The sequence below is a fragment of the Bacillus sp. SLBN-46 genome (genome assembly GCF_031453555.1).
GTDB lineage: Bacteria > Bacillota > Bacilli > Bacillales > Cytobacillaceae > Neobacillus.
Window position 1 is genome coordinate 2,161,372 of the sequence record NZ_JAVIZM010000001.1, and the last position, 17,807, is coordinate 2,179,178.

Consider the following 17,807-nt stretch of genomic DNA (forward strand, 5'->3'; position numbering starts at 1 on the left):
TTTTTCTTCTTGCATAAATCATTTAAACGTGTATACTTGTCTCTGAAAGCGGACAACATTCGTAAAAGCGATTTCTTAGGAGGATTACAAATGGTAGCCGAAAAAGCTAATGAAAAGACTAATCAAGAGGGAAATCATGATGTGTTGAAATCAACGCAGACGGTTATACATAAGGCCCTTGAAAAGTTAGGTTATCCAGAAGAAGTATATGAGCTCTTGAAAGAACCGTTGCGTATGATGACAGTGAAAATTCCAGTAAGAATGGATGACGGTTCTATTAAAATATTTACAGGCTACCGTGCACAGCATAACGATGCGGTTGGTCCAACAAAGGGTGGAATCCGTTTCCATCCAGGTGTAACTGAAACAGAAGTGAAAGCTCTTTCCATTTGGATGAGCTTGAAGTGTGGAATAGTTGACCTTCCATACGGTGGTGGTAAAGGTGGTATCGTATGTGATCCACGTGATATGTCATTTAGAGAGCTTGAGAGACTAAGCCGAGGATATGTACGAGCAATCAGCCAAATCGTTGGGCCAACGAAAGATATTCCAGCGCCAGACGTGTTTACTAACTCGCAAATCATGGCGTGGATGATGGATGAATATAGCCGGATAGATGAATTTAATTCTCCAGGATTTATCACTGGTAAACCTCTTGTCCTAGGTGGATCACATGGACGTGAATCTGCAACTGCCAAAGGTGTAACCATTTGTATACGTGAAGCGGCTGAAAAGAAAGGCATTCAAATTGAAGGTGCCAAGGTAGTTATTCAAGGGTTCGGAAACGCAGGAAGTTACTTGTCAAAATTCATGCACGATGCAGGGGCTATCGTAGTGGGGATTTCTGATGCGTATGGTGCCTTGTATGATCCGAATGGTTTGGATATAGATTATCTATTAGATAGACGCGATAGTTTTGGTACGGTTACAAAATTATTTAATAATACCATCACCAATAAAGAATTGTTAGAGCTTGAATGTGATATTCTTGTACCTGCTGCAATTGAAAATCAAATTACTGCAGAAAATGCACATAACATTCGTGCAAGCATAGTAGTGGAGGCGGCTAACGGGCCAACCACTTTAGAGGCAACCGAAATCCTAACAGAACGTGGAATTCTACTGGTTCCAGATGTCCTTGCGTCTGCAGGCGGTGTAACAGTATCTTATTTTGAATGGGTTCAAAATAACCAAGGGTACTACTGGTCTGAGGAAGAAGTAGAGGAAAAACTTGAAAAAGTAATGGTTAAATCATTTAAAAATATTTATGATACAGCTCAAACGCGTCGCGTCGATATGCGTCTTGCAGCCTATATGGTTGGGGTTAGAAAAATGGCGGAAGCAAGTCGCTTTAGAGGCTGGATTTAAATAGAAACCTTTTGTTCTTGAAACACTTAAAAAAATCTCCTATCATTATACGGTAGGAGATTTTTTATGTGAAAATACAATCTACTTCCTATATTTGAAATTTTAAGGAGATGTACCAAGTTGGAAATTGAAGATGTAATTATAATAGGTGGGGGTCCCTGTGGATTAGCTACAGCTATTTCATTACAACAAATTGGGAAAAAGCCTTTGATTATTGAAAAGGGGAATCTGGTTAATTCTATTTATCATTACCCGACACATCAAACCTTTTTTAGTACAAGTGAAAAATTAGAGATTGGTGAAGTACCCTTCATAACAGATAGCTACAAACCCAAAAGGAATCAAGCGCTAGTTTACTATAGAGAAGTCGCCAAACGAAAACAATTACGTATTCATTCATTCGAGACTGTTACTAAAGTATCCAACAGCGGAGAAGTATTTCTAGTTGAAACAAATGTGAGGACATATAGTGCTAGGTATGTTGTTGTAGCAACTGGTTACTATGACCATCCGAATTATATGAAAGTACCGGGGGAAGACCTGCCAAAGGTTTTTCACTATTTTAAGGAAGCTCATCCCTACTTTGACCAAGACGTCTGTGTTATCGGAGGAAAAAACTCTAGTGTGGATGCTGCTATAGAACTTGTTAAAGCAGGTGCAAGGGTGACCGTTCTTTATCGAGGGGAGGACTACTCTCCAAGTATTAAACCATGGATTCTCCCAGAATTTGATTCATTAGTTAAAAACGGTACAATTGTTATGGAATTTCAGGCTCATGTAAAGGAAATTACAGGGGACCATCTTGTTTATGAAAAGGATGGAAATCTACACAAGATTCGAAATGATTTTGTTTTTGCTATGACGGGGTACCATCCGGATCATCAGTTTTTAAAAACAATGGGCATTCAAATTGATGAGGAAACAGGAAGGCCGCTTTTTAACCCGGACACAATGGAGACAAACATAGAGGGAATTTATATCGCAGGTGTCATTGCCGCAGGAAATAATGCGAATGAGATCTTTATTGAAAATGGTAGATTTCATGGTGGGCAAATTGCACAGTCAATAGTAGAAAAAGAAGGCAAAGGGTGAGTGCAGATGAATAAGGTGGTATTATTAACAACTGGTGGGACAATTGCTAGTAAACCGAATAAGGATTCAGGTAAATTAGCTTCGGGTGCTATAACAGGAGAAGAACTGGCATCTATGTGTAATTTACCGAATGATATTGAAGTGATAGTCGAATCTGTTTTTCAAAAAGCAAGTATTCATATTACATTTGATGATTTAATAGTCCTAAAGAATAAAATCGAAGAATATTTTAAGGATGAAGCTGTTTCAGGAGTGGTCGTAACACACGGTACGGATACAATGGAGGAAACTGCCTATTTTCTTGATTTAACTATTAATGATTCTAGACCTATTGTTGTTACTGGCTCACAACGTTCCCCCGAAGATCAAGGTAGTGATGTATATATAAATATGCGGCATGCTATTTATTCCGCGTGTTCTAGTGATTTGACTGACGTGGGAACAGTTGTGGTTTTTAATGAACGAATCTTTGCTGCTAGATATGTGAAAAAGGAACATGCATCAAATATACAAGGGTTTAATGCATTTGGTTTTGGATATCTCGGAATTATTGATAATGATAAAGTACAGGTTTTTCAAAAACCAATTAAAAGAGAATATTTTAACATTCAATCAACTATTCCGCAGGTTGAAATTATTAAATGCTACATTGGAGCTGATGGGAAATTTGTTAAGGCTGCTCGAGAAGCGGGTGTTGCGGGTATTGTACTTGAAGGAGTAGGACGAGGTCAGGTAGCTCCGTTAATGATGGAAGAAATTGAAAAGTCGATAGCAGCAGGAATAAAATTAGTGGTCACAACTAGTGCGGAAGAAGGAGCAGTTTATACGACCTATGATTATGAAGGAAGTGCCTATGACCTTTATAAAAAAGGGATAATTCTTGGCAGTGACAATGACTCTAAAAAGGCAAGGATTAAATTGGCAGTCGCTATGGCTAGTGGATTGAAGGATATTCATTTTTGAAAAATTAAACTATCATTTTCTTTATAAAGGTTCCATGATACGATAAAGAAAACGGATTTGAAAAGAGGTTCATCATGCTTGGAATATTATCAGCCGGGATTGCCCCCGGACTGGCCTTACTAAGTTATTTTTATTTAAAAGATGAATACGACTCAGAGCCGATTTCCTTTGTTCTTCGGACATTTCTATACGGAGCACTACTTGTGTTTCCAATTATGTTTGTTCAACATGTGCTTGAAACGGAACATTTATTAAAGTCTGATTTGATTAATGCGTTTCTTAGCTCCAGTCTTTTCGAGGAATTTTTTAAATGGTTTATTCTTTTTTATGCTGTTTACCAGCACGTTGAGTTTGATGAACCTTTTGATGGAATTGTATATGGAGTAGCTGTTTCACTTGGATTTGCAACAGTTGAAAATATTTTTTATCTATTGGCTAACGGAATTGAACATGCAGTCACCCGTGCACTTTTACCAGTTTCAAGTCATGCCCTTTTTGGGGTTATTATGGGATTTTATATTGGAAAAGCCAAGTTTACTGAGGGGATGAAAGTAAAATGGGTGATTCTCTCGTTATTATTGCCATTTCTCCTCCACGGATCATATGATTTCATATTAATTTCACAAGAACATTGGTTGTTTATTATTTTTCCGTTCATGATTTTCCTATGGTGGTTTGGCTTAAGGAAAGTAAAAAAAGCAAAAGTATTGAGTGCGACACATATGAAAAAACAGTATTCAATTCAGAAAACCCTTCACTCGTGAGGGGTTTTTTTAATTATTTGTTTAAAATGGAATAAAAACACCAAGATAACAAAAAATAGGGTTACTGTTAAAAAGATTCATTATGGGGGTTATTATTCCATGTTAAAGAAAAAAATCCTAAACAAATGCTTCTTAGTTATCTTTTTCTTTACTATGCCATTTTCTTTAATGGTAAATCATGAGGCCCATGCTTTTTCCGGCCAGGTCATTCAAAAAGGAGCTGTAGGAGATGATGTCATTGAGTTGCAGTCCAGGCTTCAGTATATTGGCTACTATAATGGGAAAATAGATGGAGTATTTGGATGGAGTACATATTGGGCTTTAAGAAATTTTCAATATGAATTTGGATTACCAATTGATGGATTGGCAGGGACAGAAACAAAGGCAAAACTCGCCAAAGCTAGTAAATATAATGAACAGTTTGTGAAGAAACAAATCAACACGGGTAAAAAGTTTACCCATTATGGTGGGGTTGATCAAAGTAAGCAAACGGCACCTAGTCCAAAAGCACCAGCCAAAAAGGCCCCGGCAAATAATGGAACAACCAAGTCTCCTGCACCTAAGGCAACAGCACCAAAAGCAGCGGCAACTAAGAAACCAACCGCAGCTAACACACCAAATGGGTTTTCGCAAAATGATATCCGTTTAATTGCCAATGCGGTCCATGGTGAATCACGGGGAGAGCCATATATCGGTCAAGTTGCAGTAGCGGCAGTTATCCTAAACAGGGTAAATAGTTCAACGTTTCCTAACACCGTTTCTGGTGTCATCTTTGAGCCTGGTGCATTTACTGCAGTTGCTGACGGGCAAATTTGGTTGACACCTAACGAGAGTTCTAAGAAAGCTGTTATGGATGCAATAAATGGATGGGATCCTACAGGTGAAGCGCTATACTATTTTAATCCAGACACAGCCACAAGTGGATGGATTTGGGGTAGACCTCAAATTAAACGAATCGGGAAGCATATTTTTTGTAAGTAGAGGTGAATAGAATTGATTAGAGGAATATTAATAGGAATACTCGTCGTGGGTGTTGCCGGTACTGGTTATTGGGGGTACCAAGAACACCAAGAGAAAAATGCCATCCTTTTAAATGCGGAAAACAACTATCAACGAGCGTTCCATGAACTTACCTATCAAGTTGACTTATTGCATGATAAAATCGGAACGACTTTGGCGATGAACTCTAGAAAATCTCTATCCCCATCATTAGCAGATGTATGGAGAATTACTTCAGAAGCACATAGTGATGTAGGACAACTTCCGTTAACTCTGCTTCCGTTTAATAAAACAGAGGAGTTCTTGGCGAAAATTGGTGACTTTAGTTATCGGACAGCTGTCAGAGATTTAGATAAAGAACCGTTATCAAAAAGTGAATATGCAACATTACAGAAGTTATATGAGCAATCAGGTGATATTCAGAATGAGCTAAGAAATGTTCAGCATATGGTCCTAAAAAATAATCTTCGTTGGATGGATGTTGAGTTAGCGCTTGCTTCAGGGAAAGAAACAACTGACAATACGATTATTGATGGTTTTAAAGCAGTCGAAAAAACTGTTTCAGGCTATGATGAATCTAACCTTGGTCCTTCTTTTGCTAATATGCAATTAAAGGATGAGAACTTTAAGAAGATTAAAGGAAAAACTATTTCACGTGACGAGGCCGTTAAGATAGCGAAAAGATATATGAATTTCGATGGGAATGCAAAGGTCAAAGTAACGGAAAATGGTAAGGGTTCAAATTACGGTTTTTACAGTGTTTCTATTAAAAATAACCAAACAGGCCAAGAAGCTAGTATGGATATAACGAAAAAGGCTGGACACCCAATTTGGTTTATTAATAATCGGGATATTAATAAACAGGTCATAAGTCTAAATGAAGCTGATAATAAAGCAGCTGCCTTTTTAAAGGAAACTGGTTTTAAAGATTTGGAAGTGTTTGAAAGTACTCAATATGATAATATCGGCGTCTTTACCTTTGTTACGAATGTTAATAGAGTTAGAATTTATCCTGAGGCAGTTAAAGTAAAAGTGGCTTTAGATAATGGTGATATTATTGGTGTATCCGCAGATGAATATTTAAAGTCCTTTCAAACCAGGGAAATAGGAAAACCAGCTATTACTGTGGAGCAGGCGCGTAGTAAGGTGAATCCTAACTTTAAGGTCATGGAGGACAGGCAAGCAATCATTGTTAATGACCTTAATAAAGAGGTGCTGTGCTACGAGTTCCTAGGAACGATTGGAAACGATACGTATCGGATATTTATCAATGCAGTAACTGGAATTGAAGAAGAAGTCGAGAAGCTAAAAAATGCAGAGGCTATTTACAAAGACGTACTATGAGGAAAAGCTTTGCTTTTCCTCCTTTTCAATTTATGAATAAAATAAAATAATCGCTCCCATACTATTACTATATGGATTCTGGAGTGGTAGGTATGATAAAGATTGAGCAAATATTAATTAAAGTGGTGATCATTCAGTTTGTTTTTCTGTTTTTATCACAACTAATCTTTCATCAAATGGATGTATTTCCTCAAATTAAGCAATTAACTAAATATGAAGGTGTAAATGAAAATACATTCACAGAAATCCTCCAAACCTTCCAAGGAAAGTAAGAAAGCAGGCAACCCTGCTTTTTTTTATTTCTATAAGATTCTATATTAAATAATTCATTTTTAAAATGTTAAAAAAAAGAGGCATTTCTTCATCTTGTGGTAAAATAAGTAGAAGAGAAATTAGACGATCATGATGGCCATATAGGAGGATTTATGGAAAAGAAACTATCTATTGCAATCGACGGCCCTGCTGCAGCCGGAAAAAGTACCGTAGCAAAAATTGTAGCTGAAAAACTATCTTACATTTATATTGATACTGGGGCAATGTACCGATCATTAACATATAAAGCTATTGTGAACCATGTTAATTTAGAAGATGAGGTTTCTTTATTGGACACGCTTTTATCAACTACAATTGATTTACAGCCATCAGAAAAAGGGCAATTAGTGTATTTAGACAATAAGGATGTAACAGACGAAATTCGTTCTGCAGAAGTAACTAACTCTGTATCTTATGTTGCAAAGCATGAGCAAGTTCGCAATGAAATGGTTAGAAGGCAGCAAGCTTTCGCTGTCGGTGGTGGCGTAGTAATGGATGGACGGGATATTGGTACTCACGTACTACCCAATGCTGAAGTAAAAGTATTCCTACTTGCAAGTGTAGAGGAAAGAGCAGTCCGTCGTCATAATGAAAACATGCAAAAGGGATATCCATCAGACTTAGAACAATTGAAGGAAGAAATTTCACGAAGAGATAAGATTGATTCAGAGAGAGAAGTTGCACCTTTGAAAAAAGCGGACGATGCAATTGAAATTGATACAACTTCTTTGACCATTCCCGATGTGGTTGAAAAAATAATGACTTTGGTGCTCGAAAGGATTGGATAAGTGTGACGTTTTATGATTTTGCAAAGTCGGTAGTTTCTGGGGTTTTTAAACCTTGGTACAGGATTGAAGCTATTGGGGTAGAGAACTTTCCTAAAGAAGGGGGAATTCTACTTTGCTCTAACCATATTCATAATTTTGACCCTATAGTCGTAGGAATTATGGCACCACGTCCTGTTCACTATATGGCGAAAGAAGAAATTTTTCGTGTTCCTGTTTTAGGGAACATTGTAAGAAAATGTAATGCTTTTCCTGTAAAAAGAGGGTTTGGCGATCGTGAGGCATTAAGGTCAGGGTTAAAGGTCTTAAAGGAAGGGAATGTCTTCGGTCTTTTTCCTGAGGGAACAAGAAGTAAGACTGGAGAATTAGGAAAAGGACTTTCAGGAGCAGGTTTTTTTGCTTTAAGGTCTGAAGCATTTGTGTTACCATGTGCAGTAATTGGTCCATATAAAAGTTTCAGTAAACTGAAGGTGGTATATGGGGAACCAATTGATATGAGTGAAATGAGAGCGGCAAAAGCTTCAGCAGATGAAGTGACTGAATTAATTATGTCAGAAATTCAAAAACTAAAAGATGCGCATCAATAGGTTCTGCTTGACAAAATAGTCTATTTGTAAGAAGTTATTAAAAAGGGATTTTTTTTGAAAATTCTTTTCTTTTAAGTATGTTTTATATGTGGTGTTTACTGCGTGGTATTCACCAGATCATATATAGACTTTTTCAGTAAAAGGATTAAGGAGGAATACATAATGACTGAAGAACTAAATCAAGTAGAAGTGAAGAGCTTTGAAGTGGGTGACAAAGTAACAGGACAAGTTACAAAAGTCGAGGAAAAGCAAGTGTTAGTGGCTATTCAAGGCAGTAAACTTGATGGGATCATTCCAATTAGTGAGCTTTCAAGTCTGCATATTGAAAAAGCAACTGATGCTGTGTCGGAAGGTCAAGAATTAGAACTAGAAGTCTTAAAGGTTGAAGAAGAAGCACTAATCCTTTCAAAAAGAAAAGTAGATGCTGAAAAGGCATGGGAAAACTTAGAAAAACAATTCCAAAGTGGCGAAGTATTTGAAACTGAAGTGAAGGATGTTGTAAAGGGTGGCCTAGTAGTTGACCTAGGCGTCCGTGGTTTTGTACCTGCCTCCCTAGTGGAAGCGCACTTTGTAGAGGATTTCAGCGATTATAAAGGACGTACACTTACTTTTAAAATTGTTGAACTCGATAAGGAAAAAAATCGATTAATCCTTTCACACCGAGCTGTTGTAGAAGAAGAAAAAGGAAGAGCAAAGCAAGATCGTATTGGAGCATTGCAAGTTGGCCAGGTAATCGAAGGTACGGTTCAAAGGATTACTGATTTTGGTGCTTTCGTCGATATTGGTGGTATTGATGGTCTTGTTCATATCTCTCAATTATCTTACGAACATGTAGATAAACCTACAGACGTTGTCCATGAGGGGCAAAAAGTTCAAGTGAAAGTGTTAAGTGTTGATAGAGATAATGAAAGAATTTCCTTATCAATAAAAGAGACTCTACCTGGACCATGGTCAAACATTTCCGAAAAAGCACCTAAAGGAAGTATTTTAGATGGTGTAGTAAAAAGATTGGTATCTTACGGTGCCTTTGTAGAGGTATTCCCTGGTGTAGAAGGACTTGTTCACATTTCTCAAATTGCACATAAGCATATTGGTACACCACACGAGGTACTAAAAGAAGGTCAAGAAGTAAAAGTAAAAGTGCTTGATGCAAATGAACAGGATCAAAGATTATCACTAAGTATTAAAGAGCTAATCGAAAAAGAGTTTGAAGAAAACTTTGATTATGAGCTTCCAGAAGAGTCAAAAGGCTTCCAATTAGGTGAAATGATTGGCGATAAATTAAAGAATCTAGGAAAATAATGGTGATATTAAGTGTCTAGATCGGAACGGAAATGGGATCACATTCGCTTTGCCCTACAAGAAAGGCAAAACAGCTTACCTTTTTTTGATGATATTAAATTTATTCATCAAAGCTTACCTGATATCAGTGTGTCCGATGTACGATTAGATCACAAAATTGGCGAACTTTCTTTAAGTTCGCCAATTTTTATCAATGCGATGACTGGCGGCGGCGGTGAAAAAACGTATCGAATTAACCAAGAATTGGCGATGATAGCTAGCCAGATGGGATTAGCTATGGCAGTTGGTTCACAAATGTCTGCACTGAAAGATAAAAGTGAGCGGTTTACTTATGAAATCGTCCGAAAAGAAAATCCAAAGGGGATTCTTATAGCTAATCTCGGCAGTGAAGCAACAGTAGAAAATGCTAAAGCGGCAATTGATATGATTGAAGCAAATGCATTACAAATACATTTAAATGTTATTCAAGAATTAACCATGCCTGAGGGAGACCGAGATTTTTCTGGTGCCTTAAAAAGAATTGAAACAATTGTCGAACATGTTGATGTACCTGTGATTGTAAAAGAGGTTGGTTTTGGTATGGCTAAAGAAACGGTCCAATCCCTTATTTCTGTAGGGGTAGCTGCAGTGGATGTGGGAGGGGCCGGAGGAACGAATTTTGCGGAGATAGAAAATAAACGCAGAGAAAAAGCCCTGCCGTTTTTCCACCAATGGGGTATTCCAACACCGGTATCAATCATAGAAGCCTCTACTGTGCATCAAGCATCAATTATAGGCTCTGGTGGGTTTTTATCAGCTAGTGATTTAGCAAAGGGGTTAGCCATCGGTGCGAACGCAATCGGATTTGCTGGTCATTTTTTACGCATTCTTGTAGAAAATGGAATTGAATCCTTGAATAACGAAGTGGAATCCCTTCATTACGAATTAAAATTGATTATGACTGCTTTAGGAGCTAAGTCTATTTCAGACTTACAAAGAGCACCTCTCATGATTACAGGTGAAACCTTCCATTGGCTTAGCCAAAGGGGAATAGAAACGAAACACTTTAGCCAGCGTTCGATAAAATAAAGCTCTCGCATCTGCGAGAGCTTTTTCTTTTTCTGGCTATCTTTTCCCGTCGTTTAGTCCCCGTGCTTCTTCCGGAGTGGATAGCTTTGTTGCACCTGGATAGTGTAATGCCTGGTCACGATCAGATTCAACTCTTCCACTTTCTCTTAGTTTTTTTTCTTGGCGGTCTTTTCCCATGATTCACACCTCCTCTTAATAAGATGATACACATTGGAAATATTATTCAGGGAAGTATGAAAGTACATAAAGATTACCAATAATGAAAATAATAGGAGGTGTGTGGAAATGGAAGGGGCAATGTTTTATTGGATTTGTTGGTCATTTTGGGTGTACTTAACGTTCATTTTAGAAAAACATCATCCATATCGTTTGAAGCTTTCGGTATTCGTTCTACTCTTAATAATATCTTCAAATTTTCATTTTACTTTTGTCGAAGTTGAATTTTATGCTAGTGGTTTTTATTTATTGATTTTATCTTATGCGTTGATCAGTCAGGAAAAAATAGGAGCTATTTTTTATTATTTTATCTGTTCCTTTATTGTCTCAATGGCTTATGTGACCTTTCATTTGTTTGAGATTTTTGATCCTATTTGGATTATTTTTAAAAAAGAATGGATGATGGGAATATGCTTTGGTTATTTAGCCATTCTATTGCAAAAAACACTAAAAGGACGATTACTCATTATATTAGCTGGTACAATGCAGGGGGAATTTTTATACGCCTATATCCTAAGTAAATATCAGTTTCCATATACGATTGGTGCTTTTGCATACTTAGATGTATGTGCATTAATATCTGCTTTACTGGTTGGCTGGAGTATTTTTGAAAATGCTGGTGTTTTTTTACAAAATCATCTTCACTTTCTTGAAAAAGGGAAACAAAAATCGTCATGAATTAGATTCATGGCAAGCTTTCCATTGAGGAAAGGATTAACATTTGTTAAAATAATAAAGTTAGGCCCTTCTACATAACAGAAGGGTTTCTTTACTTAATAAGAACTCTATAAATGTTGCTAACATAATAAAATATATTTTTAATATAAGAAAAAGAAAGGATGGCGATCAAAATGGTTAAACCTGTTATTGCTATTGTAGGACGGCCAAACGTCGGTAAATCTACTATTTTTAATCGAATCGTTGGTGAACGAGTTTCTATCGTAGAGGATATTCCTGGAGTTACAAGAGATCGTATTTATAGTTCTGGTGAGTGGTTAACACATGACTTTAATGTAATCGATACAGGTGGAATTGATATTGGTGATGAACCGTTTTTGGAGCAAATTCGTCAGCAGGCAGAAGTGGCAATCGATGAGGCGGATGTCATTATCTTCTTAACAAATGGTCGAGAAGGAGTAACAGCTGCGGATGAAGAAGTAGCAAAAATACTATATAAGTCTAAAAAGCCAATTGTATTAGGTGTAAATAAAATCGATAATCCTGAGATGCGTGAGCAAATCTATGATTTTTATGCACTTGGATTTGGTGAACCAATTCCAGTTTCTGGCTCACATGGTCTAGGACTAGGAGATTTACTGGACGAAGCAGCAAAACACTTTCCGAAAAATAAGCAAGCAGATTATGATGATGATGTCATTAAGTTTTCTTTAATTGGGCGTCCGAATGTTGGGAAGTCTTCACTTGTTAACGCGATATTAGGTGAAGAACGTGTTATTGTCAGCAATATTGCTGGGACAACGCGTGATGCTGTCGATACACCATATACGTATAATGGAGAAAAATATGTCATAATAGATACAGCAGGAATCAGGAAAAAAGGAAAAGTGTATGAAAGCACGGAGAAGTATAGTGTGCTTCGCGCGCTAAGGGCGATTGAACGTTCCGACGTAGTCTTAGTTGTTATTAATGCCGAAGAAGGTATTATTGAACAGGACAAGAAAATTGCAGGTTACGCACATGAGGCAGGACGAGCCATTGTGATTGTGGTTAATAAATGGGATGCGATAGAAAAAGATGAGAAAACGATGAAGGAACTAGAACAAAAGATAAGAGAACATTTCTTATTTCTTAGTTATGCTCCAATTGTATTCTTATCTGCAAAGACGAAGAAGCGAATTCATACCCTCCTTCCGATGATTAACACAGCGAGTGAGAACCACTCAATGCGTGTAGAAACAAGTGTGTTGAATGATGTTATTATGGACGCAATTGCTATGAATCCAACACCAACTGACAAAGGGAAACGCTTGAAAATTTATTATGCAACACAAGTTGCAGTAAAGCCTCCTACTTTTGTTGTTTTTGTCAATGAACCCGAATTATTGCATTTCTCCTATGAACGTTTCTTAGAGAACAGGATTAGAGATGCGTTTGGTTTCGAGGGAACCCCTATCAAAATTTATGCTAGAGAAAGAAAATAAAGATAAGGTGGGTGTAATATATGCAGGATCAGAAAGCAGCAATAGCTGTTGTAGGCGCAGGGAGCTGGGGCACAGCACTTGCGATGGTTTTAGCCGATAACTCACATGAGGTACGTTTGTGGAGCCATAACGAGGTCCAAGTAAAGGAAATCAATGACTGTCATACAAATAAAAAATATTTACCTGAAATTGTTCTCCCAGATTTAATAATTGGGTATGCATCCTTACATGAAGCGTTGGACGGAGTTGACACTGTCATCTTAGCAGTCCCAACCAAAGCAATTCGTGAAGTACTAGGGAAAATACGAGGAGTCATTTCAAGTCCAATTACCATTGCGCATGTTAGTAAAGGAATTGAACCAGATACACTTTTACGGATATCAGAAATGATTAATGAGGAAATGCCCAAAGAACTGTTGCGTGATGTGGTTGTTCTTTCTGGTCCAAGTCATGCGGAAGAGGTAAGCCTTAGACACCCCACAACCGTTACCGTTTCATCTGAAAATATGGCTGCAGCTGAAAAAATTCAGGATCTTTTTATCAATCATAATTTCCGGGTATACACAAACTCAGATATTATCGGAGTTGAAATTGGTGGTGCATTAAAGAATATTATTGCATTAGCTGCGGGAATTACAGATGGTCTAGGGTACGGAGATAATGCTAAAGCTGCATTAATGACTCGTGGATTGGCGGAAATTGCTCGTCTAGGCACCAAAATGGGTGCTAATCCGCTAACGTTTTCTGGATTAACAGGAATTGGTGATCTTATTGTTACATGTACCAGTGTTCATTCGAGAAACTGGCGAGCTGGAAATTTGTTAGGTAAAGGCAAAACCTTGGATGAAGTCCTTGATAACATGGGGATGGTTGTAGAGGGTGTTAGAACAACAAAGGCTGCTTATCAGTTAGCTAAGGAGTACAATGTAAACATGCCCATTACAGCTGCCCTATATGATGTCTTATTTAATGGGAAAAACGCGAAGGACGCAGTTGATGTATTAATGGCTCGTGGTAAAACCCATGAGATGGAAGACTTAGTAAATGTGTTAGATGAACGAAATATATAGTCTATTTGAAGCAGTCTCATTAGTGATAGTTGGCTAGATATATAAATAATTTTGAATGATTTATTTTCTTGTGGAAAAATGTGCATTTTTATAAAGAAAATAGGCGTACGATGATACGCTTTCTATGTAGATTGCATACAATGCAACGAAGCAACCTGAGTATGACGCTGGAGTTTGGGTTATTTAGTCCAATTGGCTGAAGTAAAGAATTCGCCCCTCTTTACTTCAGTTTTTTTCTGTCCGAAAGTTATTTAGATAAGGACAAGGTATGTTATAATTAATTTTTGAAAAAAGGGGGAATTAGAGTTGTCACCAGCAATGATTAAAATGTGGATTTCAATCGCAGGAATGGGTTTGATGTTTCTCGCAATTATTACCATATATTTTAGTAGGTATAAGTTAAAAGGAGTTCTACGAGTTATTACAGCTGTTTTTGCTTATTTATTTATGATCGTCGCCGGCTTGACTTTGCTTATCGTTTTCTTTACTTAATATCCTAATACATAAATCTAAAGGTGATTTTATGAAAATAAAACTGTTAGGCCTCATACTTGTTATTACCGCTGCTGTTTTATCAGGGTGTATGTATCCTAAAGAGGAATTAACCCAAAATCAAATACCATATAAAGATCAAGTTCAGGCAGTACAAACCGCCGTTGATGACTTTAAAAGGGACAATGGTGGAATTTTGCCGATAAAAACAAAGGAAGCAGAAACGCCTATTTATCAGAAATACCCCATTGAGTTTAAGAAAATATCTCCTAAGTATATCGCAGAGCCACCTGGAAATGCCTATGAAAACGGAGGGATTTTTCAATACGTCCTTGTTGATGTGGAAACAAACCCAACCGTTAAGTTATTGGACTTAAGGATGACAGAAACCATTCGAGAGCTTAAACTAAGGATTAAAACGAAGGGCTATCCACCATATAAAGCACAAATTGCAAAAAATGTGTTTTCACTTGATTATAAAAAACTAGGCTATGAGACGGCTCCGTTTGTTGTGAGTCCATATACCAATCAAAATCTATCCCTGGTGATAACGGGGAGTGCGGAGGTATATGTAGATTATCGCCCTGATCTATATCAAAAGTTAAAGAAAAGTGACATAGTGGTCAAACCAGGTGAAGATATTCGGTCTATTTTGGTCAAGGATTCTATGTTTGTTCCAGCCTATTCACTACCGTACACCATTGATACAAAAACGAAAGAGCCTATATTCCTAGAAGAGTAGATTGGTTTTTCCTACTCTCAAGTTGTGCAAATAGTCCTAAAGGATATAGCTGCTAATATTTTTTTTAGTCATAACCCTTTTCCTAAGAAATATATTGTAGGAGAAGGGTTTTTTTTGCTAAAAAATTTATCGTGATATGGAAATTAGCTTCTGTATCCGTGACAATAGTTAGAAACCCTCCATAACATCATACGTTCAGAGAAATACAGATATCAGAGCATCAAGTGAATTTTTAATAAGGGGGGTAAAAAATTTTAGAAAAGTGTCATAAGAATGTAGGACAACGTCATAAACATATACTGTCCAAAAATACCTAAAATGGATGATATTATCCCACTTTACTCTATGATCAGGAGGGGATCACTTGGAAAAGGTAGATATTTTTAAAGATATTGCCGAGAGAACTGGAGGCGATATTTATTTAGGAGTAGTAGGAGCAGTTCGTACAGGAAAATCAACTTTTATCAAGAAATTTATGGAGCTTGTTGTTTTACCGAATATAAACAGTGAGGCGGAGAGGTCAAGGGCACAAGATGAGCTGCCACAAAGTGCAGCAGGTAAAACAATTATGACAACAGAACCTAAATTTGTGCCTAATCAGGCAGCTACGGTTCATGTAGATGAGGGTTTAAATGTTAATATTAGGCTCGTAGATTGTGTGGGTTACACAGTACCAGGAGCCAAAGGGTACGAGGATGAGAATGGCCCAAGAATGATTACAACACCTTGGTATGAAGAGCCTATTCCGTTCCATGAGGCAGCAGAAATTGGTACGAGAAAGGTCATTCAAGAGCATTCAACCATCGGAGTTGTTGTGACAACAGATGGAACGATTGGAGAAATACCAAGAAGTAACTATATTGAAGCTGAGGAAAGAGTCATTAACGAACTTAAAGAAGTTGGTAAACCGTTTATTATGGTCGTTAATAGCGCTCAACCATACCATCCAAGTACTGAAACGCTTAGATCAAGTTTAGCTGAAAAATATGACATCCCAGTCATCGCTATGAGTGTAGAAAGTATGCGCGACAGTGATGTCCTAAATGTTCTTCGTGAAGCACTTTACGAGTTCCCAGTACTTGAAGTCAATGTAAATCTTCCGAGTTGGGTAATGGTATTACGTGAAAATCATTGGCTTCGTGAAAGCTATCAAGAGGCTGTCAAAGAGACAGTAAAAGATATCAAGAGATTAAGAGATGTGGATCGGGTAGTTCAACAATTCAGCGACTTTGACTTCATTGATAAGGCTGGGTTAGCTGGAATTGAAATGGGTTCAGGAGTTGCCGAAATTGATTTATTCGCTCCGGACGAATTATATGATGATATTTTAAAAGAAATTGTCGGGGTTGAAATCCGAGGAAAAGATCATCTGCTTGAATTAATGCAGGATTTTGCTCATGCAAAAGCAGAGTATGATCACATTGCGGATGCATTAAAAATGGTAAAGCAGACTGGTTACGGCATTGCATCACCAACACTTTCTGATATGAGCCTTGAAGAACCAGAAATCATCCGTCAAGGAGCGAGATTTGGAGTAAGATTACGTGCTGTAGCACCATCTATTCATATGATTAAGGTTGATGTAGAATCAGAATTTGCTCCAATTATCGGGACGGAAAAACAAAGTGAGGAGCTTGTACGCTACTTAATGCAAGACTTTGAAGATGATCCATTATCCATTTGGAATTCTGATATTTTTGGACGAAGCCTGAGTTCCATTGTTCGAGAAGGCATCCAAGCAAAGCTTTCCTTAATGCCAGAGAATGCAAGATATAAATTAAAAGAAACATTAGAGAGAATTATAAATGAAGGATCAGGCGGCTTGATTGCCATCATCCTTTAGCTAGCACTGGACTCCCTTTGGAGTCTTTTTTTGTTGTTTTCTCAGAATTTGTAAGAAAAAAAGTCCAATATAGTAGATTTTTGTTGAACAAAAGAAAAGATTACCATTATTTCATGAAATCTTCTTGATATGCGGAATTGATTGTGATAATCTTTTAACAGAATTACGTTATTGTGCTGAAAACCTTAATTTAATGGGGTTTTTATCAGAAAATAGATTTAAGTTACTAAAGTGGCTAATTTGCATGTCTTTAGTAATAAAACCTAATAAAACCGCACTATAACGTATAGAAATAACAAAAATTGTTTAGAAATGTAGATAAGTAATCTTATTTACTAATCTTGATAATTTCTTTGGGAGGAGGTGAAAGGCATGAACAAGACAGAACTTATTAATGCAGTTGCTGAGGCTAGCGAGCTTTCTAAAAAGGACGCTACTAAAGCAGTTGATGCTGTTTTTGATGCGATTTTAGATGCTTTGAAAAACGGTGATAAAGTACAATTAATCGGCTTCGGAAACTTTGAAGTACGCGAGCGTGCAGCACGTAAAGGTCGTAACCCACAAACTGGTGAGGAAATCGAAATCGGTGCAAGCAAAGTTCCAGCTTTCAAACCAGGTAAAGCGCTTAAGGATGCAGTAAAATAATTACATAATTTATTGCTTTAAGCGAATAGGCTTAAGCAAAAAGGTCATGGAAA

Annotated in this window: 19 protein-coding genes; 18 read left to right on the forward strand and 1 reads right to left on the reverse strand. The window is 37.3% G+C overall.

Annotation, left to right across the window (positions count from 1 at the left end):
- The first annotated feature begins 90 nt into the window (after positions 1-90).
- The 11 genes from QFZ87_RS11080 to fni all read left to right on the forward strand — a co-directional run bounded on the left by QFZ87_RS11080 (position 91) and on the right by fni (position 10,584).
- A complete protein-coding gene (locus QFZ87_RS11080) occupies positions 91-1,368 on the forward strand; it encodes a Glu/Leu/Phe/Val family dehydrogenase (protein WP_309861050.1) in 1,278 nt (425 codons plus the stop codon).
- Between the two features lie 120 nt (positions 1,369-1,488).
- The gene (locus QFZ87_RS11085; RefSeq protein ID WP_309861053.1) at positions 1,489-2,460 is read left to right on the forward strand and encodes a YpdA family putative bacillithiol disulfide reductase; all 972 of its coding nucleotides are present in this window, start codon (positions 1,489-1,491) and stop codon (positions 2,458-2,460) included.
- Between the two features lie 6 nt (positions 2,461-2,466).
- A complete protein-coding gene (locus QFZ87_RS11090; protein ID WP_309861055.1) occupies positions 2,467-3,423 on the forward strand; it encodes an asparaginase in 957 nt (318 codons plus the stop codon).
- A 74-nt stretch (positions 3,424-3,497) separates the two neighbouring features.
- Positions 3,498-4,187, forward strand: coding sequence for a glutamic-type intramembrane protease PrsW (gene prsW, locus QFZ87_RS11095; protein ID WP_309861057.1), 690 nt, complete (start codon positions 3,498-3,500; stop codon positions 4,185-4,187).
- 153 nt (positions 4,188-4,340) lie between these two features.
- Positions 4,341-5,168 (forward strand): spore cortex-lytic enzyme, encoded by an 828-nt coding sequence (gene sleB / locus QFZ87_RS11100; protein ID WP_309867793.1) that lies wholly within the window; start codon positions 4,341-4,343, stop codon positions 5,166-5,168.
- A 12-nt stretch (positions 5,169-5,180) separates the two neighbouring features.
- Entirely contained in the window at positions 5,181-6,530 is a 1,350-nt protein-coding gene (gene ypeB, locus QFZ87_RS11105) for a germination protein YpeB (protein ID WP_309861061.1), read from the forward strand.
- A 92-nt stretch (positions 6,531-6,622) separates the two neighbouring features.
- Positions 6,623-6,802, forward strand: coding sequence for a YpfB family protein (locus QFZ87_RS11110; protein ID WP_309861063.1), 180 nt, complete (start codon positions 6,623-6,625; stop codon positions 6,800-6,802).
- Between the two features lie 153 nt (positions 6,803-6,955).
- Positions 6,956-7,630 carry a (d)CMP kinase gene (cmk, locus tag QFZ87_RS11115; RefSeq protein ID WP_309861065.1) on the forward strand — a complete coding sequence of 225 codons (675 nt, stop codon included), beginning with the start codon at positions 6,956-6,958 and terminating at the stop codon, positions 7,628-7,630.
- A gap of 2 nt (positions 7,631-7,632) precedes the next feature.
- Positions 7,633-8,214, forward strand: coding sequence for a lysophospholipid acyltransferase family protein (locus tag QFZ87_RS11120; RefSeq protein ID WP_309861068.1), 582 nt, complete (start codon positions 7,633-7,635; stop codon positions 8,212-8,214).
- Positions 8,215-8,376: 162 nt separating this feature from the next.
- Complete coding sequence (gene rpsA, locus QFZ87_RS11125; protein WP_309861071.1) at positions 8,377-9,516, forward strand: 30S ribosomal protein S1; 1,140 nt, start codon at positions 8,377-8,379, stop codon at positions 9,514-9,516.
- Positions 9,517-9,528: 12 nt separating this feature from the next.
- Positions 9,529-10,584, forward strand: a complete 1,056-nt coding sequence (gene fni / locus QFZ87_RS11130; protein WP_309861074.1) for a type 2 isopentenyl-diphosphate Delta-isomerase — start codon at positions 9,529-9,531, stop codon at positions 10,582-10,584.
- A gap of 36 nt (positions 10,585-10,620) precedes the next feature.
- On the opposite strand, the gene QFZ87_RS11135 is transcribed toward fni, so the two are convergent.
- Positions 10,621-10,761: a YpzI family protein gene (locus QFZ87_RS11135; RefSeq protein ID WP_308083365.1), complete on the reverse strand. Its 141-nt coding sequence runs from the start codon at positions 10,759-10,761 to the stop codon at positions 10,621-10,623.
- 108 nt (positions 10,762-10,869) lie between these two features.
- Here QFZ87_RS11135 and QFZ87_RS11140 point away from each other — a divergent pair, with 108 nt between their 5' ends.
- From QFZ87_RS11140 to hbs, 7 genes are all read left to right on the forward strand, one after another.
- Positions 10,870-11,478, forward strand: a complete 609-nt coding sequence (locus tag QFZ87_RS11140) for a YphA family membrane protein (RefSeq protein ID WP_309861080.1) — start codon at positions 10,870-10,872, stop codon at positions 11,476-11,478.
- A gap of 173 nt (positions 11,479-11,651) precedes the next feature.
- Complete coding sequence (gene der, locus QFZ87_RS11145) at positions 11,652-12,962, forward strand: ribosome biogenesis GTPase Der (RefSeq protein ID WP_309867796.1); 1,311 nt, start codon at positions 11,652-11,654, stop codon at positions 12,960-12,962.
- 20 nt (positions 12,963-12,982) lie between these two features.
- On the forward strand, positions 12,983-14,032 hold the full coding sequence (locus QFZ87_RS11150) for an NAD(P)H-dependent glycerol-3-phosphate dehydrogenase (RefSeq protein WP_309861082.1): 1,050 nt from the start codon (positions 12,983-12,985) through the stop codon (positions 14,030-14,032).
- A gap of 306 nt (positions 14,033-14,338) precedes the next feature.
- Positions 14,339-14,524 carry a DUF2768 domain-containing protein gene (locus tag QFZ87_RS11155; protein WP_309861086.1) on the forward strand — a complete coding sequence of 62 codons (186 nt, stop codon included), beginning with the start codon at positions 14,339-14,341 and terminating at the stop codon, positions 14,522-14,524.
- Positions 14,525-14,555: 31 nt separating this feature from the next.
- Complete coding sequence (locus tag QFZ87_RS11160) at positions 14,556-15,266, forward strand: hypothetical protein (RefSeq protein ID WP_309861089.1); 711 nt, start codon at positions 14,556-14,558, stop codon at positions 15,264-15,266.
- A 364-nt stretch (positions 15,267-15,630) separates the two neighbouring features.
- Positions 15,631-17,109 carry a stage IV sporulation protein A gene (spoIVA, locus tag QFZ87_RS11165; RefSeq protein WP_308083371.1) on the forward strand — a complete coding sequence of 493 codons (1,479 nt, stop codon included), beginning with the start codon at positions 15,631-15,633 and terminating at the stop codon, positions 17,107-17,109.
- A 372-nt stretch (positions 17,110-17,481) separates the two neighbouring features.
- Positions 17,482-17,754 (forward strand): non-specific DNA-binding protein Hbs, encoded by a 273-nt coding sequence (hbs, locus tag QFZ87_RS11170; protein WP_066060959.1) that lies wholly within the window; start codon positions 17,482-17,484, stop codon positions 17,752-17,754.
- The last annotated feature ends 53 nt before the right edge of the window (positions 17,755-17,807 follow it).